Source organism: Salinarchaeum chitinilyticum, from assembly GCF_055390775.1.
Window position 1 is genome coordinate 2,411,076 of the sequence record NZ_AP043888.1, and the last position, 18,519, is coordinate 2,429,594.

Consider the following 18,519-nt stretch of genomic DNA (forward strand, 5'->3'; position numbering starts at 1 on the left):
ATGGAGGCGCTCAATGCCGACGTCACCCAGGGACTCGAGAAGGGCTCGATCATTACGTGTGCCGACAACACCGGCGCACGCGAGCTCAAAGTGATCAGTACCCACGGCTACAGTGGGACGATCAACCGCCATCCGAAGGCGGGCCTGGGCGACAAGATCACCGTGTCGGTCACCAAGGGGACGCCCGAGATGCGTCGCCAGGTGCTCGAGGCAGTGGTCGTCCGGCAGCGCAAGTCCATCCGGCGACCCGACGGCCAGCGCGTGAAGTTCGAAGACAACGCGGCCGTCATCATCGACGAGAACGAGGAGCCCCGCGGGACCGAGATCAAGGGTCCCGTCGCACGGGAGGTCGCCGAGCGGTTCGGAACGATCGCCAGCGCGGCGACGATGATCGTATGAGAGTGATAGCATGAGCAAGCAACCACGCACCCAGCGAAACCAGACCGCGAACGCGGATCTCCACGAGCGCCACGACCAGGTTCGCTCGACGCTGGCCGACGATCTCCGCGAGGAGTACGACACTCGACGCGTCCGCGTCAACGCGGGCGACACCGTCGAGGTCATGCGCGGCGACTTCGCCGGCGAGTCCGGCGAGGTGCTCCGCGTCGACCTCAAGGACGAGGTCGTCCACGTCGAGGACGTCACGGTCGAGACCGCCGACGGCGAGGAGGTCCCCCGACCGCTGGACGCCTCGAACCTGAAGGTCACTGGGCTCGAGGTCGACCGCGATCCCGAGCGGGAATCCCGCATTCGCGGGGAGGACGAATCATGAGTAACCACCAGAAGCGCCTCTCGGTGCCGAAGTCCTGGCCGGTCGAGCGCAAGACCGAGACGTTCACCGTCAAGGCCGACGCCGGCCCCCACGGTGAGGACGGCGTCCCGCTGGTCGTCGTGCTGCGCGACGTCCTCGGTTACGTCGACTCCCGGAAGGAGGCCCGCTACGCGCTGTCGGCGGGCTCCGTCCGCGTCAACGGCGACCGGATCAGCGACGAGAGCCGGCCGATCGGGATGTTCGACATCCTGGCCTTCATCGAGCGCGAGGAGTTCTACCGCGTCTTCCCGGACGAGGGCGGTCGACTCGCTCTCTCCGAAATCGACGAGGACGCCGCGGGCTCCAAGCTCGGCAAGGTCGTCGGCAAGCGCGACGTCGCCGGCGGCGACGTGCAGCTCACCCTCCACGACGGCGAGACGCTCGTCGTCGAGGCGGGCGAGCCGTACGCCCCGAAGGACTCGCTGGTCGTCGACAACGAGGACGGCGAGATCGTCGCCCACTTCCCCTACGAGGAGGGCGAACTCGTGACCGCCGTTCGCGGCCAGCACGCCGGTCAGATCGGCGAACTCGAGACGATCGACGTGGCGGCGGGGAGCTCCCCGAATCGCGTCGTCGTCGAGGGGCTCGACGGCGAGACCTTCGAGACGGTCGAGGAGTACGTCGTCGTCATCGACGAAAACTTCGTCGACGACGAGCCAGCCTCGAACGAGGCTGACGAGGAGGACGAGGTCACTAGCGATTCCGACGCTGACGAGGCCGAATCCGAGGACGCCGACGCGGACGACGAGTCCGCCGAGGACGGAGGTGACGACGAATGAGCCAGGCCGAGTTCCACGAGATGCGCGAGCCGACCGTCGAGAAGGTCGTCGTGCACATGGGCGTCGGCGAGGGCGGTGAGCCGCTCGGACTCGCAGAGGACATCCTCGGCGAGATCACCGAGCAACAGCCCGTCCGGACGAAGGCGAAGACCGCCGAGCCGGAGTTCGGGATCCGCGAGGGCGACCCGATCGGCGCGAAGGTGACGCTGCGCGGCGAGGACGCACACGAGTTCCTCGAGACCGCGCTGCCGATCGCCGACCTCTCGAAACGGCAGTTCGACGACACCGGGAACGTGAGCTTCGGCATCGCCGAGCACACCGAGTTCCCGAGCCAGGAGTACGATCCCTCGATCGGGATCTTCGGACTCGACGTGACCGTCAACATGGTCCGACCGGGCTACCGGGTCACCAAGCGCGACGCGGAGACCCGCAAGATTCCGGCGAGCCACCGCCTCGATCCCGAGGACGCCGTGGCCTTCGTCGAGTCGACGTACGACGTAGAGGTGACAGCATGAGCGAGAGTGAACAAGAGGAGACCCAGGACACGGGCGAGCACGCCGAGAAGCGGACCGGCCAGCTCGAGGCCTGCCGTCGCTGCGGACGCGAGCAGGGCCTCGTCGGCAAGTACGACATCTGGCTGTGTCGACAGTGCTTCCGCGAGATCGCACGTGACATGGGATTCAAGAAGTATCGATAACCATGACGGCAGACGATCCATTGGCGAACGCGCTCTCGGGCATCGACAATGCAGAGAGCGTCGGGCACCTCACCCACGAGGTATCGCCCGCCTCCGAGGAGGTCGGCAGCGTGCTCTCGGTCCTCTACGATCGCGGTTACATCGAGGGATTCGAGCACGTCGACGACGGCAAAGCCGGTCGCTTCGAGGTCGAACTGAACGGCGCGATCAACGACTGCGGTCCCGTCAAGCCCCGCTACTCCGCGGGTGCCGACGAGTACGAGAAGTGGGAGAAGCGGTTCCTCCCCGCTCGGGACTACGGCGCCCTCGTCGTGACGACGAGTCACGGCATCATGAGCCACTACGAGGCTCGTGAGGAGGGGATCGGCGGGCAGGTGATCGCCTACGTGTACTAGACAAATGCCACGAACAGAACTCCCGATCCCCGGGGCCGTCGACGTCGAGATCGACCATCTCGACCTCACGGTTTCGGGCGACAACGGCAGCGTGACGCGGCGGCTCTGGTACCCCGACGTCTCGGTCTCCATCGAGGAGGTCGAGGTCGTGGAGGACGGCGACGGCGACGACGGCGAGGAGGCCGGCTCCGAGTCCGTCGAGGCCGTGGTCATCGAGAGCGACGCCGACGACGCCAAGACCATGTCGACGCTGGGCACGTTCGAGTCCCACGTCGAGAACATGTTCCACGGCGTCTCCGACGGCTGGACCTACGAGATGGAAGTGTTCTACAACCACTTCCCGATGCAGGTCTCCGTGGAGGGCGAGGAAGTCGTCATCGAGAACTTCCTCGGCGAGCGCGCCCCGCGACGGGCGCCGATCCACGGCGACGCAACCCAGGTCCAGGTCGACGAAGAGGAGATCACCGTCTCCGGCCCCGACAAGGAGGCAGTCGGCCAGACAGCCGCGGACATCGAACAGCTCACACGCGTGAACGACAAGGACGTGCGCGTCTTCCAGGACGGCGTCTACATCACCAACAAGCCCCGCAAGGGAGGTGCCTAGATGAGCGATCCATCCACCATCGAGGACATCGCTGGCGTCGGAGCCAGCAAGGCCGAGGCGCTCCGCGAGGCCGGCTTCGGGTCCGTCGAGGACGTTCGAGCCGCCTCCGTCGAGGAGCTCTCCGAGGTCGAGGGCGTCGGTAACGCACTGGCCGCCCGCATGAAGGACGACGTCGGCGAACTCGACGTCGAGTCCGACGAGGAAGACAGTGCGGCGAGCGATTCCGACGCCGACGAGGCCGAGGAATCCGACGCGGCCGCGGAGGAGGCGTCCGAGGCGGACGCCGAACCCGAGGACCGCGACCTCGAGGACATCAGCGGCGTCGGTGCCAGCAAGGCCGACGCGCTGCGCGAGGCCGGCTACACCACGATCGACGACGTGCGCGGTGCCAGCCAGTCCGATCTCTCCGGCGTGGAGGGCGTCGGCAACGCGCTGGCGGCCCGCATCAAGGCCGACGTCGGGGACCTCGACGTCGACGCCGAGCCGGAAGGCGAGGTCGAGGACGAGGGTCCCGAGGAAACCGAGGATACCGTCGAGACCGAACTGCGTGCCCGCGGTCACGCGGACAAGACGCCCGAGCTCAGCGACGAGGAGGAGCGTCTCCTCGAGCGCCGGAGCACGGTGTCCACGCCGCAGTTCAACCGGCAGGACTACCACAAGAAGAAGCGCGTTCCCACCTCGTGGCGCGCGCCCCGCGGCCAGCTGTCGAAGCAGCGCCGCGGCATCAAGGGCAAGGGTGCAAAAGTCGAGGCCGGCTTCCGATCACCGGAGGCCGTCCGCGGCCGTCACCCCAGCGGCTTCGAGGAGGTTCGGGTCCACAACCCCGACGACCTCGAGGGCGTCGACGGCGACACCGAGGCGGTGCGGATCGCCTCCGGCGTCGGCGGCCGCAAGCGCGAGCGCATCGAGGACGACGCCGAGGAGGCGGGCATTCGCGTGCTCAACCCCACCTACGAGGAAGTCGAGGTGACCGAGCAATGACCGACCTCAGCGCCCAGAAGCGACTCGCAGCAGACGTCCTCGACGTCGGCGAGAACCGCATCTGGCTCGATCCCGACGAACAGGACGAACTGGTCGACGCCATCACCCGAGAAGACATTCGGGAGCTGGTCGACGAGGGTGCGGTACGCGCCAAGCCCGCATCCGGCAACTCCCGTGGCAAGGCCCGCGAGCGCTCCGAGAAGCGCGCCTACGGGCACAAGACCGGGGCCGGCTCCCGCAAGGGGAAGTCCGGCGGCCGCCAGTCCGAGAAAGATCGCTGGACGCGCACCGCGCGCGCACAGCGACAGACGCTCCGCGAGCTGCGCGACGACGGCGTCGTGACGCCCGCCCAGTACCGCGCGCTCTACAACAAGGCGCGCGGGGGCGAGTTCCCCGACGTTCGCCGTCTGCTCAACTTCGCGGAGGAGCAGTACCAGATCGATATCGACAGGAGTGAGTACTAACATGGCGACTGGACCACGATACAACGTTCCGATGCGGCGTCGGCGCGAGGTCCGGACGGACTACCACCAGAGGTTGCGCCTGCTGAAATCCGGCAAGCCCCGACTCGTGGCGCGCACGAGCAACGGGCACGTCAGGGCGCAGCTGATCTCCACCGGACCCGACGGCGACGAGACTGTAGCGAGCGCACACTCCGCGGACCTGGCCGAGTACGGCTGGGAGGCTCCCACCGGGAACCTTCCGAGCGCGTACCTGACTGGGCTCCTCGCGGGAACCCGTGCGGTCGACGAAGGCATCGAGGAGGCCGTGCTCGACATCGGCCTGAACAGCCCCACGCCGGGTAGCAAGGTGTTCGCGATCCAGGAGGGCGCGATCGACGCGGGCCTGGAGATCCCCCACAACGAGGCGGTCCTCCCCGACTGGGAGCGCGATCGCGGCGAGCACATCGCCGAGTACGCCGAGTCACTCGACGAGCCGCTCTATAGCGGCGAGTTCGACGCGGCGGACCTGCCCGAGCACTTCGATCAGATCAGGGAGGAGATCCAATGAGCGACAACTACAACGACGACGGCTGGGAACCGGTCACCCGGCTCGGCCGGCAGGTCCAGGAGGGCGAGATCGACACGATGGAGGACGCCCTCAACTCGGGACTTCCGCTGAAGGAGCCCGAGGTGACCGACCGGCTGCTGCCCGGGCTGGAAGACGAGGTGCTGGACATCAACATGGTCCAGCGGATGACCGACTCCGGACGGCGCGTGAAGTTCCGTTGCGTCGTCGCAATCGGCAACCGCGACGGCTACGTCGGCTACGCGGAAGGTCGCGACGACCAGGTCGGCGCTGCCATCCAGAAGGCGATCGAGATCGCGAAGCTGAACATCATCGACGTCTCGCGGGGCTGTGGCTCCTGGGAGTGTGGCTGTGGCCGTCCCCACACGGTCGCGCTGCGCACGAAGGGCAAGGCCGGCTCCGTCGAGGTCACGCTCCAGCCCGCGCCGCGCGGACTCGGGCTCGCCGGTGGCGAGACGCCCCGGCACGTGCTCGAGCTCGCCGGCATCGAGGACGCGTGGACGGAGGCCAGCGGGAACACCCGCACCACCGTCAACTTCGCGAAGGCGACGTTCAACGCGCTCCGCAAGACTGCGGAGGCTCGCGTGCCCGAGCACGCCTTCGAACAGCGCGAGGTGATCGAGTGATGTACGCGATCGTCCAGCTGCGTGGCGAGGTCAACGTCTCCGAGGACGTCGTCGACACCCTCGAGATGCTAAACCTCCACCACGTCAACCACGCAACCTTCGTCCCCGAGACGGACACCTACGAGGGAATGATCACGAAGGTCCACGACGTCGTGGCCCACGGCGAACCCTCCGAGGACGTCGTCGCCACGGTGCTCGGCACGCGCGCCGAGCCCCTCGAGGGCGAGGCCGAGGTCGACGACGAGTGGATCGAATCGAACACCGACTACGACGACGTCGACGCGCTGGCAGCGGCGCTGGTCGCCGAGGAGACGACGCTCCGCGAGGAGGGACTCTCTCCGGTCCTGCGCCTGCACCCGCCCCGCGGCGGTCACGACGGCATCAAGCAGCCCGCCGGATCGGGTGGCCAGCTCGGCGTCCACACAACAGAGCAGATCGACGAGCTGCTCACGTCGATGCGATAACAATGACGAGCAAGAAACGACGCCAGCGTGGCTCCCGCACGCACGGCGGCGGCACCCACAAGAACCGACGTGGTGCCGGCCACCGTGGCGGTCGGGGTCGCGCGGGCCGCGACAAGCACGAGTTCCACAACTACGAGCCGCTGGGCAAGCACGGCTTCAGCCGGCCCCAGTCCGTCCAGGAGGAGATCCTCGAGATCAACGCTTCCAAGCTGGACGAGGACGCCGCCCTCTACGCGGCCGACGGGCTCGCCGAAGAGACCGACGGTGGCTACGAGATCGACGCCCGCGAGGTCGTCGAGGACGGGTTCGAGGCCGACGCGGTGAAGGTGCTCGGTGGCGGGCAGGTCCGCGGCGAGCTGACCGTCGTCGCCGACGCGTTCTCCGCGAGTGCCCGCGGTCTCATCGAGGAGGCCGGCGGCGAGGCAGTCCTCTCCGACCGCGGCGAGGCGGCTGCGGAGGAGGCGGACGCCGAGGACGAAGCGGCCACCGAATCAGAAGACGTATCACCGGAGTCCGCTGGGGAGTAACCAATGGGCTGGAAGGAGGTCGCCGAACCGGTGCTCGCGCGGATGCCGGTCGTCCGTCGACCGGACTCGCACGTCCCCTTCAAGCGGAAGCTGGCGTGGACCGCGTCCGTGCTCGTACTGTACTTCTTCCTCACGAACGTCTTCCTGTGGGGAATGTCCGACAGCACGGACGCGTTCGGGCAGTTCCGAACCGTCCTCGCCGGTGCGCAGGGATCGATCCTGCAGGTCGGGATCGGTCCGATCGTCACGGCCTCGATCGTACTCCAGCTACTGGGCGGTGCGAACCTCCTCGGGCTCGACACCGACGACCCACGGGATCAGGTGCTCTACCAGGGGCTCCAGAAGCTGCTCGTGGTGATCGTCACGCTGTTGACGGCGATCCCGATGGTCTACGCCGGCTTCATCCGGCCTGATCAGGGCGTCGCCGCCCAGCTGGGGGTTAGCACCGGCGTGATCGAGCTACTGCTGGTCACCCAGATCTTCATCGGTGGGCTCCTCATCCTCTACCTCGACGAGATCGTCTCGAAGTGGGGCGTCGGGAGCGGGGTCGGGCTGTTCATTATCGCCGGCGTCAGCCAGCGGCTCGTCGGCGGGTTCCTCAGCCTCGACGGCGGGTTCTTCGCCAACTGGTTCGACATCATCACCGGCCGCACGCAGATCGGGCCGATCGTCGGCGGCGGCGGGCTGATGAGCCTGCTACTCCAACCGGGGAATCTGCTGGCGCTCGCGACGACGATCTTCATCTTCGTCGTGGTCGTCTACGCGGAGTCCGTCCGCGTGGAGATTCCCCTCTCCCACGCTCGCGTGAAGGGTGCCCGGGGACGGTTCCCGGTCAAGCTCATCTACGCGAGCGTCCTGCCGATGATCCTCGTTCGCGCGCTGCAGGCGAACGTGCAGTTCTTCGGCCAGCTGCTGAACCGACAGGGGATGATGCCGTCCTGGCTGGGCGTTTACACCAGCGACGGCAACCCCGTCGGCGGGCTCATGTACTATCTCGCGCCGATCTACAACCCGGGCGACTGGATGTGGTTCGCCGGTCTGACGCCCGCCGGGATCGAATCCTGGCAGATCATGATTCGCGTCGGCGTCGACCTCACGTTCATGGTGGTCGGCGGCGCGATCTTCGCGATCTTCTGGGTCGAGACGACGGACATGGGGCCGGAGGCGACGGCCCAGCAGATCCAGAACTCCGGGATGCAGATCCCCGGGTTCCGGCAGGACGTCGGCGTCGTCGAGAAAGTCATGGAGCGGTACATCCCGCACGTGACTGTCATCGGCGGCGCCCTCGTCGGGCTGCTCGCGGTCATGGCCAATATGCTCGGCGCGATCGGTGGCGTCTCCGGCACTGGCCTGCTGCTGACTGTCTCCATCACCTACAAGCTCTACGAAGAGATCGCCGAAGAGCAGTTGATGGAGATGCATCCGATGATGCGCCAGATGTTCGGCTGACTGTGAACACAGCCTGAACACTTATTGTGGGGGGCCACAAACGGCTCCCCATGTCATCCGAGGACGACGAATTAGAGGATATTTCTCCGCACATCAGGATCAGGATTGATCCTCGAAAGAAGAAAGAGTGGCTCGAATATGCTGATGAGCACCATCACGGAAATCTAACTGATCTGATCAAAGACGCCGTCTCCAACACGATCGACGATACGTGGGTCTTGGAGGAGAAACACCAGGCGAACACGGAAATCGATACCGCAGGATTAGAAGAGGGGATTTCCGAGGTCAATGATCGGCTTTCGGTCGTTGAACAGCAAATCAACGACCTATCGTTGCAATCAAACGCAGATTCGGACACTGAATTCTCTCGCGACGAGCTCATCAAATTGGCCAATAACTGTCACGACTTGCTCCCCCGTCTGCAAAGCGAAATTCAATTTCCTCCCCTGCAGCGATCCCTATCGGTTGATCTGAACGACATTCCGGAGGAATACGAACAAGAGGTGAAGTCCAATAACGTGACGAATCCTGTGGGGAGCATTAGAGCGAAGATTACTGGGCGTCCGGAGGACCTTGCCGATGCTCTTGAGGAACCCGTTCATCACGTGCGTCAGGCTCTGATATTTCTTGAGCAGTCTGACACAGGGATGCTTGTAGAGAGTGTGGTTGATGAAGGGGAGCGGAGATGGTTCGTCCGCGATCCGGACGCAAGTCCCGACTTCGATTTTCTCGAAGAACAAGGAACCGGTGAAACTGCCGATCTATTCAACAAAAGCAACTAGGTGGGATAACCATGGAAAGAAACAACAAGGGACAGTTTGATTCTACCCAGGATCTCACTGCGGAGTATAAAGAATTCTTCACTGATTACAGTGGGTGGGTTACATCCTCGGTGGAGAAACAATCAACAGTTGATCGTTTGAAAGCGGGTGTCCAAGCTTGGCTATACTGGTGCCAGGAGAGCGATTTGGATCCGCTAAATGCTGACGGGAACTCTGTAAACGCCTATATCCGAGATCTGATTCGGGAAGATTTCGCAGAAACAACAATCACTCGCCGCTTCGCCTCTGTCTCAAAGTACTACCACTTTGTCTCCACCGATCCGCAGATAGATGCTGATATTGAAAACCCCACAGCCGACATTAACCTCCGAAGAGATCATAATATAAAAAATACGAGCGATTATTATCGAATCCTCGATAGGGAAGGTCGAAAAGACATCGTTGCGCCATCATTCGACAACCTCAAGCCGATATTTGATCATGTACCGGGGAAAAAGGAGTTCACCCAGACCAGAAATGAGTTGATATGCCGGTTACTCTGGCAGACAGCAGTCCGAAGCGGCGAATTGAGCCGACTCCGTTTAGACAATATCACGTGGGACGACAGAGATATTGAACTCCGCTCAGCGAAACTCAATCGGGACGATCATCCAGACCTGTACTACAGGCATATCTGGTGGGAACCGAATTTAGATTACTTGATGCGTCGGTGGGAATCAAAGCGCTCTGAAGCCGATCCGGATCAATCATCGCCGTACCTGTTCATTGGCGACAGGGGGAGTCAGCTGGAACCAAGTACTATCAGTCGGATCGTGAAAGACGCTGCATTTAACGCTGGTATTCAGGAGCCTCTGGTACGAAAGCCCGATGGGTCGGTCCAGCAGCATTTGTATACTGCCCACCGTCTTCGCCATAGCCGAATCACGTACCTCGCGAATGAAACGGACCTGGATTTGAATTTCATCCGCATGATGGCCGGTCACGCGAAGCTCGAAACAACGATCACATACGTTGACACTGATTGGGACGTTGCCCGGTCATCATACTTCGACGCGATATAAAACTGGTTCAACCATTTATTGGCGTAGCAACCGGGTGAGAAATCCCACTGTTGACTCGGTATCCTCCTCTGTTTCAATAGATTTCGGCTCAATTTCTCTGGACTGGAAACCATGCTCACGCGATCGGCACTTCGATGAGCGACATGTCTCCGCCGACCGCCGAGGTGAGCGCCGTCTCGAGTTCGGCCCGCGTCTCGGGCCGGTACCCCTCGATACCGAAGCTCTCCGCGAAGGTCACGAAATCGGGGTTCGTGAGTCCCGTTCCGAAGGACTCCCCCGTGTGATCGCGCTGCTTCTTCGAGATCAACCCGTAATCGTCGTCGTTGAAGACGACGATGGTGAACCCACAGCCGGTCCGGGTCGCGGTCTCGATCTCGGCGGCGTTCATGAGGAAGCCGCCGTCGCCGGTCGCCGCGACGACGTTCGAGTCGACCGCCAGGTCCGCAGCGAGCCCGCCCGGGACCGCGATGCCCATCGACGCGAGCCCGTTCGAGATGATGCAGGTGTTCGGCTCGTACGTCGGGAACCGCTGTGCGATGGCCATCTTGTGGTTGCCGACGTCCGACACGAGCACGTCCTCGTCGGCCATCGCCTCGCGCAGCACGGGGAGGACCCCTTCGAGGGTGAACGGTGCACTCGCCCGCGGGCTCCGGTCGATCCCCTCGACGATCCGCTCTCGGAGGTCGTCGTACCACCCCGTCTCGAAGGACGCGTCGGCGGAGCGATGCCAGTCGGTCAGCGCCTCGAGCGTCCGGCCGCTATCGGCGATCACCTCGACGTCGGGGTCGTAGGCCTCGTACACCTCCGCGGGTTCGCTGTCGACGTGGACCAGCGGGGTGCTCCCGTCGTTCCAGTCCGCGGGGTCGTGTTCGGCGACGTCGTAGCCGACGGTGACGACGAGGTCCGCCCGCGAGATGGCCTGTGCCGCCTCGCCGTCGGTGCCGGAGCCGAGCGTCAGCAGCGATCGCTCGTCGGCGTCCGACACCGCGCCCTTCCCCATGTACGTCGAGACGACGGGGACGTCGGTCGCCTCGACGAACGTCCGGAGTTGCGCCGCGGCCTGGGTCCGGACGGCGCCGTTGCCGGCGATCAGGATCGGGCGATCCGCAGCCGCCAGGAGGTCCTGCACCCGATCGAGCGTGTCGTGATCGGGCGCGGCGAACCGAATGCGGCCCCGGGGTTCGAGGGGCCGCGCAGTGGTCTCCTCGCTCGCGACGTCCTCGGGGAGCTCCAGGTGCGTCGCGCCGGGTTTCTCGTACTCGGCGAGCTTGAACGCCTTCCGGACGGACTCGTGGACGATGTCAGGGCTGTCCAGTTGCGTGTTCCACTTGGTGACCGGTCCGAACGTCCGCAGCACGTCGATGGCCTGGTGGCTCTCCTGGTGGAGGCGTTCGAGCCCGCCTTGCCCGGTGATCGCGACCAGCGGGCTCTTGTCCAGGTGGGCGTCGGCGACGCCCGTCAGGAGGTTCGTCGCGCCCGGGCCGAGCGTCCCGAGGCACACGCCCGCGTCGCCGGTCAGGCGGCCGTGGACGTCGGCCATGAACGCCGCGCCCTGCTCGTGGCGGACCGGGACGAAGGTGACCGTGGAGTCCCGGATCGAGAAGAGGAGATCCTCCAGCTCCTCGCCCGGAACGCCGAACACGTGATCGACGCCCTCGCGTTCGAGCGCGGCGACCAGCAAGTCGGAGGCCTTCATCACTCCACCCACACCGTCTTGCGGTTGACGAACTCCGTGATCCCCGGCTCGGCGAGCTCGCGGCCGTAGCCCGAGTCGCCGACGCCGCCGAAGGGGACCCGCGGATCGGACTTGACGAGCTGGTTCACGTAGACGCAGCCGGCGTCGATGCGACCGGCGACTCGCTCGCCCCGCTCGCGGTCTTCGGTCCAGACGCTCGCCCCGAGCCCGTACTGCGTGTCGTTGGCCTTCCTGACTGCCTCGGCCTCGTCGCCCACCTCGTAGACCGCGGCGACGGGACCGAACGTCTCCTCGTCGTCGACGGGACAGCCAGGCGGAACGTCGGTCACCACGGTTGGTGGGTAGAACGCGCCCTCGCGGTCCATGGGCTCGCCGCCCGTGACGACGGTCGCCCCGGCAGCGACGCTGTCCTCGACCTGGCCGTGGAGCTCCTCCATGAGGCCGGCCCGGGCCTGCGGGCCGACGTCGGTGTCATCTTCGGTCGGATCGCCGACCGCGAGCGACTCGATCTCGTCGACGAACGCGTCGAGGAACTCGTCGTAGATGTCGGTGTGGACGACGAACCGTTTCGCGGCGATGCAGGACTGGCCGCCGTTCTGGTTGCGCGCCCACGCGCCGGTCTCGGCCGCAGCGGGAACGTCGGCGTCGTCGAGGACGACGAACGGGTCGCTCCCGCCGAGCTCCAGCACCGTCTTCTTGAGCTGCTCGCCGGCCGTCGCGGCGACGGACCGTCCTGCCGGCCCGCTCCCGGTCAGGGTCGCCGCCCGGACGCGATCGTCCTCGAGGACGCCCTCGACGCGGTCGGAGGGGATCAGCAGCGACTGGAACACGCCCTCGGGGTAGCCGGCCTCGCGGAACACCTCCTCGATGGCGAGTGCACACCCGGGCACGTTCGAGGCGTGTTTCAACAGTCCGACGTTCCCGGCCACGGTGTAGGGGGCGGCGAACCGGAACACCTGCCAGAACGGGAAGTTCCAGGGCATCACCGCCAGGACCGGCCCGAGCGGCTCGTACTCGGTCTTGACCGTCGTTCCAGGCGGGCTCGGGTGGTGGTCGGGCTCGAGATACGCGCTGGCGTGCTCGGCGTAGTGATCACAGGCCCAGGCGCACTTCTCGACCTCCGCGATCGCTTGCGTGATCGGCTTGCCCATCTCCCGCGTCATCGTCTCCGCGTACTCGCGTTTGTTCTCGCGGAGCACCTCGCCCGCGGACGCGAGCAGCTGCTCGCGGTCACGGATCGAGCGGTCGCGCCAGTCCTCGAACCGCTCGGCCGCTTTCTCTAGCGCCGCTGCGACCTCGCCTTCGGAGTGTTCCTCGTACGTTTCGATCCGCTCGCCGGTGGAAGGGTCGACGACATCCATGGGGCCTAGAGCGTCGGGGTAGAGACGTATGAACGTTCAGACGAATCCGCTTCTGGACGCCGTGTCGAGAGGTGAGACGTGCACTCGAACGCCGACGCCGAATCACCGGACCTGAGGGCATCTCGTCAGAAGAACCAGGAATCGCAATGGGATCCATCGCGTGACCGAACAGAGTAATGGTTCTTTAGCCAGAACCCCGTGACAAGGATGCAAACGATATGAGGTGGCAAATCAGGGACATCGAGTGGGAGGCTGTCGCGGGCATTGTGGCAGCGGTGCTCGCGCTCGTGCTCCACTTCTTGCACATCGTGGACGAAGCCGTACTGTTGCAGATCACGCTTGTTCTCATGGCGTTCCTGTTCATCAGCCATCTCAGACGTGAATCGGAGACGGAGAATCTCTCAGACTCCGTCGCTCACACCGAACGCACCGTCGAAGATATCCGTGCCAGTTTGGATGCTCCTGACCTCGAACTCATCGGCCCAGGAGAGCTTAGATCGCGGAGTACGCAGTTCGGTCAGGGTGCCCGTGGCGACATGATCTGGTTCAACGTCTGTCTGCTAATGTTCGTTCCACAGGATCTGTTCGATGCGTTGCTTCGACCTCCGATCGAAAATCCGAACGTCGACTCGATCCAGTTCATTCTCGACGAGAGTGAACGTGAGCGCTGGAAGACCCAGGTCAAGCCGAAGGTGCGTGAGTGCAGCGGTGCGGATACGGTGAAGGAACCCGTCTGGCGCGACCTCGACGAGAACGTCTCGTTCATCCTTCGCGGGACGGAACACGAGGAGACGGACGCACTCTTGAGTTTCTGGGGTGAGCCGTTCATGGCCCGGACGACACAGAACGTCCCGCGCTATATCATCCACGTGGTAGCGGACTCGGAACTGATTCCACAGCTGCAGGACATCGAGCGCGAACACCGTCTCCAACGAACCTGAGGGGCAGCGTTTTGGGTGTTGCTCCCGTATCAAGTGGGTGCTTGGACCTTCGCGGACGGTCCCCGTCGAAAGGGGCCAGGCGTCCCGCACCCACGGGGACGAGATACGATGAGACCTCCACACCTACACGAGTTCCTCGACGACGAGTTCGAGTTCCCGGTCGATCGAGCGTCGGTGCTCGATCGAATCGGCGATGCGACCGTCGACGCTCCAGACGACGACGATTCCGAGACGATCGACGAGATCCTCACCGGCGGGGACGAGACGTTCGAATCGGTCGACGACGTCGTTGCTGCAGTTGATCGCTACGTGGGAACAGATGTCGACGCTAGAATCTACGACAACATCGGTGACGATGAACGAAGCACGATCAGTGACGCTGATTCTCGGCTCTACGACGACTGGAGTGCCCGCATCGAGGACTTCTGCGCCGTGCTCGAAGCGTATCGGCGGGCGTATCGACGAACCATCCGCGATCAAGGAGTCGTCTCGCACACGGACGTGGCGTACCTCGTGGACGCGTATTTCGACGGACGCATCGACGACGTCGATGAGGCTCATCGAACTCGAGCCAGACAACGGTACCAGACTCGCATTCAGAGCTTGATCATCGACGAGGCTCAAGATGTCTCGTCGATTCAGCACGCTGCTCTCTCCCACCTGGTCACGCCTCGTACGCGAGTGTTCGCAGCCGGTGACCTCCTCCAGAGCGTCTACCTGTGGAGGCACGCTGAACCAACCCTCTTCGGGACAGCAACGACCGCCGGGAAGTATCTCGGGATCGACTGGGACGTCCACGAGCACCGGACCGCCAAGACCACGTATCGGAGCGTCCCCGACATCGCCAAAGCGATCAACGAAATCTCTGAGGCAGCCCTCACTGATCCGGCACGCGGGGATCTCGGAGAGCTGGACGTCCAGTACCCGGGCCTCGATGCTGCACGAGATCCGACTGGACACTCTAACGTTCACATCGCTGCCTTCGACCCCGTGGCTTCGAACCCAGATTCTTACACCTGGGTCAAACCTCACGAAGGTCGTGGGGAAGCAACGACGCTGGCGACGCTCCTCTCCAAGGGGCTCGCAGATGGGACGTTCACCGACGATGACGGTGACCCTCTCGGGATCACCGTATTGTTCCGGTGGTCCTCGAAAATGGATGCGTACGAAGAAGCGTTCGAAGAGGAGGGGCTCAACGTTCGGAACGCCAGTGAACACCTCTTCGAATGCGACGTCGTCAAGACAGTTCTCGACGTCTGTGAATGGCTCGTCGCACCAGCTGACGCCGAGCGAACGCGTGGCCTCATCGCCGAGTCGAATCTCGGTATCGATTCTCTCGAAAACGTATTCGAGACCAATAACTGGGACATTGACGCCGTTCTCGACAACGGCGACCTCACGGCCGATCACCAGCACGTGCTCGAAGGGCTCGTCGAACTCCGCGAATGGCGCGGCGACTGCCTCTCGCGTCCAGCGAGAACATATGTAGAGGATGTCATCGAGACGCTCGCCCTCCGAGCAGATCCGTGTGGATGTTTCGACGTCGATCCTGCACAACGAGTCGCCAATCTCGACGCCCTCATCGAGACGATCGGTGAATGGGAAGGAGACGAACAGCTCACTCCTCGTGAACTCGCCGAATTACTCGCCCCGTTCAGAGAAGACCCGTACATGGGACCGAACGAACCGAGCACCGCCGACACGAATCATGACATCGAATTTCGCACAGTACACGACTCGAAAGGCGATCAAGACGACGTCATCGTCGTGGCGAATCCCGGATTCGACCTCTGGGCCCACGGTCCACACGCCAAACGCTTCATCACGCAAGGAAACATCGCCGGGCTCGCCCCGCCGACAAACACCGACATCCCTTCCGACGTTACACTCCCAACGGTCCTCAACGGCCTCTACGATCCGGAAGACACGCGTAGCCGCGACGTCGGACTTCGCTGGGCCACAGGATATTGGTCCGACGACGTCGCCAAATCCGCGGACTCGACGTCGCTCGTCGGCCCTGAACGACTCACACGAGTTGCAGCAAACGAGCGAGCTGAGGCATGGCGACTGCTCTACGTCTCACTCACCCGTGCACAGGACCATCTCGTCGTACCACTCCCACAGTCCTTACCCGGAGAACCCCAACCTCGTGACAGATGGCTCGACACGATTCGAGACGGCCTCAACTTCACCGGTGACGAGACAGGGACGTACACCGTTGATCCAGACGCCGAGACGAACGACGCCTCGTTCGACGTCGGCGTCAACGACGTCGCACTCCAAGGAGCATGGACGAACTCATCCACATCACGCGACGTCGACGTCGCCGTCAATCCACCGCGTCGCGCCGAACTCGTCCCCTGGGTGCCACGATTCACCAACCCGTCAACACTGTACCCGCTCACCGAAAATCTCGACGAACAGGTACTCAACCACCTCCTGGGGAACCCCCTGCACACCGATGCCAACGACGTTCCTGATCACGTCCCCCTACAGTTCGATAAATTGGGGCCAGACGACGTCGGGTCCTGCCTTCACGAAGTCCTCACCACACTCGTCAAACGCGAGATGCCGGAACGAGCACTCCATTCCCCAGGGAACGAGGTTCGGTCCCTCTTCGACGATGTCGTGGACGGCCACGCTCCACGAATCGACGACAACGAACGCGACGGTCTGTTCGCGTTCTTCAGGGAGGAGGTCTTAGACGACTTCCTTACCTCCGACTTGTGGAGTCGGATCCAGCAGGCCGAAAACGTGACCGTCGAAAAACCGATCGACGGCCTCGTCACCATCGACGACGTCGAAATCGAGATCCACGGAACGTGCGATTTCGTCGTCGAAATGCCCTCCGGGGAACGGTACGTCGACGACGTGAAGATCACGCTGACAGACCAAACACCAGAGACCCAACGTCGGTACGAGCTCCAGGTAACCGCCTACTCGTACATTTTTGAGCAGCAGCAGCACTCAACGAACTCCGTCAATCGGGCGGTGGAAACCTTCGGCGTTGAACGCGAGACAGTAGAGTCGTCATGGCCATCCGAAATCGTCGAACGAAGACTTGCAGCACTCGTTCGATAAATCGTTTGAGAGATAGGTCTCCGTCAACTAACTGTCCCCAAGAAAGTGCACGTCCCCCGATTCTGAGAGCCGCTCGTCAAACTCAGCAGAAACGACCTGAGGGCATCCTCGCCACTGAAGACAGCCATTTATGCGACTTCGTATTGGTCTTTCAGCATCGCGTATTCGTGAGCGCTCGGCAAGGGACTTCCCGTCTCCATCTCATCGGTGCCGTCAGTGCCCTCGTCTATCAGACGATACATTCGGGATATCGTTGAATCCAGACCGTACCAGGTCGCAGTCTCGGTGAGTAATTTCTGTTCGATTCGTTCCTGCTCAATGAGGAGCATCGCGTAGCTCACGCGTCGGGAGTCCGCGTCGAGGGCGAGTGTATGGCAAACGACATCCGCAGGGGTGAGATCATCGTCTGGGGCGTACCAGAAGGCGGGTTCTCCTGCGAGGAAGAACTGCAGGCCGTACGCTTGGAACTTCGCTAATCCGGTTACATCCCAGTCATCGGCTTCCTGGAGTCTGTCCGTGTCTTCGGAGCTCTGCACTTGGACGAGTGCGCGTTTCGGGTCACACCACGTGATCGTGGCGCTTGGTGCCAGCCGCCGAGCGCGATTGTGGTGCTCGTGCCTGACGATGGTGTTGGTGAATTCGAGTAATGGGTGGAGGTCGTCAGCGAGGGCGTACTCTGGGCCAGCCGGAGTGAGCATTGCGCGGTTCTTTAGTGGGGAGATGGCCTTGTGGACGGCCTGTCGCGTGATTCCTAATCGGTCAGCGATTGTGGTGATGCGGCGTGGTTCATCGAGGTACCAGCAGACCTGTATCGTGGCGGGTGAGAGGAGGTCTACCCAGTCCACTTGCCCGAGATTCGATTTCAGATGTCGGTACGCTTCAACAACGGGATCGTCAGTGGCGCGCACGATACGCTGGTTGTGCTGCGCTCGGGATTCGCGCAGTACCCCATTGTCGAGTAAGTCGTCGACGACGCGGTAGACCTGTTTACGACTATAACCGGTTTCTGTGGCCAACTCTTGGGCAGTTGCGTCTCGCCCGGAGCTCAGCACGTCCAGAATAGCGAGCCCGGCCTTCGTAACCATTCTTGTTAACTATATTGTCTCAACAGTTAAACGACTTTCTACATTTTGGTTTACACAGCGGCGGAAGGTCAGCCGGAGTGATACCCTCATCAACCTGAAAGGACACAAGTGGCCGCCAGAACCCTAGTCCTGAAGAAGAAATTCAGGGCT

Annotated in this window: 21 protein-coding genes and 1 pseudogene; 19 read left to right on the plus strand and 3 right to left on the minus strand. The window is 63.3% G+C overall.

The window, feature by feature from the left end:
• The 17 genes and pseudogenes from ACZ5KP_RS11580 to ACZ5KP_RS11660 all read left to right on the plus strand — a co-directional run bounded on the left by ACZ5KP_RS11580 (position 1) and on the right by ACZ5KP_RS11660 (position 10,205).
• Positions 1-399: a 50S ribosomal protein L14 gene (locus ACZ5KP_RS11580; protein WP_460921192.1), complete on the plus strand. Its 399-nt coding sequence runs from the start codon at positions 1-3 to the stop codon at positions 397-399.
• A 10-nt stretch (positions 400-409) separates the two neighbouring features.
• Complete coding sequence (rplX, locus tag ACZ5KP_RS11585; RefSeq protein WP_460921190.1) at positions 410-772, plus strand: 50S ribosomal protein L24; 363 nt, start codon at positions 410-412, stop codon at positions 770-772.
• On the plus strand, positions 769-1,590 hold the full coding sequence (locus ACZ5KP_RS11590) for a 30S ribosomal protein S4e (RefSeq protein ID WP_460921188.1): 822 nt from the start codon (positions 769-771) through the stop codon (positions 1,588-1,590). The genes rplX and ACZ5KP_RS11590 overlap by 4 nt, the downstream gene beginning before the upstream one ends.
• Positions 1,587-2,105 (plus strand): 50S ribosomal protein L5, encoded by a 519-nt coding sequence (locus ACZ5KP_RS11595; protein WP_460921186.1) that lies wholly within the window; start codon positions 1,587-1,589, stop codon positions 2,103-2,105. The genes ACZ5KP_RS11590 and ACZ5KP_RS11595 overlap by 4 nt, the downstream gene beginning before the upstream one ends.
• Positions 2,102-2,287, plus strand: coding sequence for a 30S ribosomal protein S14 (locus ACZ5KP_RS11600; protein WP_460921184.1), 186 nt, complete (start codon positions 2,102-2,104; stop codon positions 2,285-2,287). The genes ACZ5KP_RS11595 and ACZ5KP_RS11600 overlap by 4 nt, the downstream gene beginning before the upstream one ends.
• A gap of 2 nt (positions 2,288-2,289) precedes the next feature.
• On the plus strand, positions 2,290-2,682 hold the full coding sequence (locus tag ACZ5KP_RS11605) for a 30S ribosomal protein S8 (RefSeq protein WP_460921182.1): 393 nt from the start codon (positions 2,290-2,292) through the stop codon (positions 2,680-2,682).
• Positions 2,683-2,686: 4 nt separating this feature from the next.
• Complete coding sequence (locus tag ACZ5KP_RS11610) at positions 2,687-3,286, plus strand: 50S ribosomal protein L6 (RefSeq protein WP_460921180.1); 600 nt, start codon at positions 2,687-2,689, stop codon at positions 3,284-3,286.
• A pseudogene (locus ACZ5KP_RS11615) lies at positions 3,287-3,394 on the plus strand (helix-hairpin-helix domain-containing protein); the annotation flags it as partial.
• Positions 3,395-3,598: 204 nt separating this feature from the next.
• Positions 3,599-4,267, plus strand: a complete 669-nt coding sequence (locus ACZ5KP_RS11620; RefSeq protein WP_464761901.1) for a 50S ribosomal protein L32e — start codon at positions 3,599-3,601, stop codon at positions 4,265-4,267.
• Entirely contained in the window at positions 4,264-4,731 is a 468-nt protein-coding gene (locus tag ACZ5KP_RS11625; RefSeq protein ID WP_460921177.1) for a 50S ribosomal protein L19e, read from the plus strand. Before ACZ5KP_RS11620 ends, ACZ5KP_RS11625 begins: the two co-directional genes overlap by 4 nt.
• Position 4,732: 1 nt before the next feature.
• Positions 4,733-5,278, plus strand: coding sequence for a 50S ribosomal protein L18 (locus ACZ5KP_RS11630; protein ID WP_460921175.1), 546 nt, complete (start codon positions 4,733-4,735; stop codon positions 5,276-5,278).
• Positions 5,275-5,922 carry a 30S ribosomal protein S5 gene (locus tag ACZ5KP_RS11635; RefSeq protein ID WP_460921173.1) on the plus strand — a complete coding sequence of 216 codons (648 nt, stop codon included), beginning with the start codon at positions 5,275-5,277 and terminating at the stop codon, positions 5,920-5,922. Before ACZ5KP_RS11630 ends, ACZ5KP_RS11635 begins: the two co-directional genes overlap by 4 nt.
• A complete protein-coding gene (locus ACZ5KP_RS11640) occupies positions 5,922-6,386 on the plus strand; it encodes a 50S ribosomal protein L30 (protein WP_460921171.1) in 465 nt (154 codons plus the stop codon). The genes ACZ5KP_RS11635 and ACZ5KP_RS11640 overlap by 1 nt, the downstream gene beginning before the upstream one ends.
• 2 nt (positions 6,387-6,388) lie before the next feature.
• Positions 6,389-6,913, plus strand: a complete 525-nt coding sequence (locus ACZ5KP_RS11645; RefSeq protein ID WP_460921169.1) for an uL15m family ribosomal protein — start codon at positions 6,389-6,391, stop codon at positions 6,911-6,913.
• Positions 6,914-6,916: 3 nt separating this feature from the next.
• The gene (secY, locus tag ACZ5KP_RS11650) at positions 6,917-8,362 is read left to right on the plus strand and encodes a preprotein translocase subunit SecY (RefSeq protein ID WP_460921167.1); all 1,446 of its coding nucleotides are present in this window, start codon (positions 6,917-6,919) and stop codon (positions 8,360-8,362) included.
• 50 nt (positions 8,363-8,412) lie between these two features.
• Entirely contained in the window at positions 8,413-9,144 is a 732-nt protein-coding gene (locus ACZ5KP_RS11655) for a hypothetical protein (protein ID WP_460921165.1), read from the plus strand.
• Positions 9,145-9,155: 11 nt separating this feature from the next.
• Positions 9,156-10,205, plus strand: coding sequence for a tyrosine-type recombinase/integrase (locus ACZ5KP_RS11660; RefSeq protein WP_460921163.1), 1,050 nt, complete (start codon positions 9,156-9,158; stop codon positions 10,203-10,205).
• 115 nt (positions 10,206-10,320) lie between these two features.
• Here ACZ5KP_RS11660 and ACZ5KP_RS11665 read toward each other — a convergent pair whose 3' ends face one another.
• Positions 10,321-11,901, minus strand: coding sequence for an acetolactate synthase large subunit (locus ACZ5KP_RS11665; protein WP_464761836.1), 1,581 nt, complete (start codon positions 11,899-11,901; stop codon positions 10,321-10,323).
• A complete protein-coding gene (locus ACZ5KP_RS11670; protein ID WP_464761837.1) occupies positions 11,901-13,262 on the minus strand; it encodes an NAD-dependent succinate-semialdehyde dehydrogenase in 1,362 nt (453 codons plus the stop codon). The genes ACZ5KP_RS11665 and ACZ5KP_RS11670 overlap by 1 nt, the downstream gene beginning before the upstream one ends.
• A gap of 218 nt (positions 13,263-13,480) precedes the next feature.
• Here ACZ5KP_RS11670 and ACZ5KP_RS11675 point away from each other — a divergent pair, with 218 nt between their 5' ends.
• Positions 13,481-14,203 carry a hypothetical protein gene (locus tag ACZ5KP_RS11675; RefSeq protein ID WP_460917801.1) on the plus strand — a complete coding sequence of 241 codons (723 nt, stop codon included), beginning with the start codon at positions 13,481-13,483 and terminating at the stop codon, positions 14,201-14,203.
• Positions 14,204-14,311: 108 nt separating this feature from the next.
• On the plus strand, positions 14,312-17,284 hold the full coding sequence (locus ACZ5KP_RS11680) for a DUF5789 family protein (protein WP_460917803.1): 2,973 nt from the start codon (positions 14,312-14,314) through the stop codon (positions 17,282-17,284).
• 128 nt (positions 17,285-17,412) lie between these two features.
• Here ACZ5KP_RS11680 and ACZ5KP_RS11685 read toward each other — a convergent pair whose 3' ends face one another.
• Complete coding sequence (locus ACZ5KP_RS11685) at positions 17,413-18,369, minus strand: helix-turn-helix domain-containing protein (protein ID WP_460917804.1); 957 nt, start codon at positions 18,367-18,369, stop codon at positions 17,413-17,415.
• Positions 18,370-18,519: the final 150 nt, after the last annotated feature.

Excerpts from the sequence above, each read along its gene's own strand:
- ACZ5KP_RS11580 (WP_460921192.1), top strand. The coding sequence starts at position 1 with ATGGAGGCGCTCAATGCCGACGTCACCCAGGGACTCGAGAAGGGCTCG.
- rplX (WP_460921190.1), top strand. The coding sequence starts at position 410 with ATGAGCAAGCAACCACGCACCCAGCGAAACCAGACCGCGAACGCGGAT.
- ACZ5KP_RS11590 (WP_460921188.1), top strand. The coding sequence starts at position 769 with ATGAGTAACCACCAGAAGCGCCTCTCGGTGCCGAAGTCCTGGCCGGTC.
- ACZ5KP_RS11595 (WP_460921186.1), top strand. The coding sequence starts at position 1,587 with ATGAGCCAGGCCGAGTTCCACGAGATGCGCGAGCCGACCGTCGAGAAG.
- ACZ5KP_RS11600 (WP_460921184.1), top strand. The coding sequence starts at position 2,102 with ATGAGCGAGAGTGAACAAGAGGAGACCCAGGACACGGGCGAGCACGCC.
- ACZ5KP_RS11605 (WP_460921182.1), top strand. The coding sequence starts at position 2,290 with ATGACGGCAGACGATCCATTGGCGAACGCGCTCTCGGGCATCGACAAT.
- ACZ5KP_RS11610 (WP_460921180.1), top strand. The coding sequence starts at position 2,687 with ATGCCACGAACAGAACTCCCGATCCCCGGGGCCGTCGACGTCGAGATC.
- ACZ5KP_RS11625 (WP_460921177.1), top strand. The coding sequence starts at position 4,264 with ATGACCGACCTCAGCGCCCAGAAGCGACTCGCAGCAGACGTCCTCGAC.
- ACZ5KP_RS11630 (WP_460921175.1), top strand. The coding sequence starts at position 4,733 with ATGGCGACTGGACCACGATACAACGTTCCGATGCGGCGTCGGCGCGAG.
- ACZ5KP_RS11635 (WP_460921173.1), top strand. The coding sequence starts at position 5,275 with ATGAGCGACAACTACAACGACGACGGCTGGGAACCGGTCACCCGGCTC.
- ACZ5KP_RS11640 (WP_460921171.1), top strand. The coding sequence starts at position 5,922 with ATGTACGCGATCGTCCAGCTGCGTGGCGAGGTCAACGTCTCCGAGGAC.
- ACZ5KP_RS11645 (WP_460921169.1), top strand. The coding sequence starts at position 6,389 with ATGACGAGCAAGAAACGACGCCAGCGTGGCTCCCGCACGCACGGCGGC.
- secY (WP_460921167.1), top strand. The coding sequence starts at position 6,917 with ATGGGCTGGAAGGAGGTCGCCGAACCGGTGCTCGCGCGGATGCCGGTC.
- ACZ5KP_RS11655 (WP_460921165.1), top strand. The coding sequence starts at position 8,413 with ATGTCATCCGAGGACGACGAATTAGAGGATATTTCTCCGCACATCAGG.
- ACZ5KP_RS11660 (WP_460921163.1), top strand. The coding sequence starts at position 9,156 with ATGGAAAGAAACAACAAGGGACAGTTTGATTCTACCCAGGATCTCACT.
- ACZ5KP_RS11665 (WP_464761836.1), bottom strand. The coding sequence starts at position 11,901 with ATGAAGGCCTCCGACTTGCTGGTCGCCGCGCTCGAACGCGAGGGCGTC.
- ACZ5KP_RS11670 (WP_464761837.1), bottom strand. The coding sequence starts at position 13,262 with ATGGATGTCGTCGACCCTTCCACCGGCGAGCGGATCGAAACGTACGAG.
- ACZ5KP_RS11675 (WP_460917801.1), top strand. The coding sequence starts at position 13,481 with ATGAGGTGGCAAATCAGGGACATCGAGTGGGAGGCTGTCGCGGGCATT.
- ACZ5KP_RS11680 (WP_460917803.1), top strand. The coding sequence starts at position 14,312 with ATGAGACCTCCACACCTACACGAGTTCCTCGACGACGAGTTCGAGTTC.
- ACZ5KP_RS11685 (WP_460917804.1), bottom strand. The coding sequence starts at position 18,369 with ATGGTTACGAAGGCCGGGCTCGCTATTCTGGACGTGCTGAGCTCCGGG.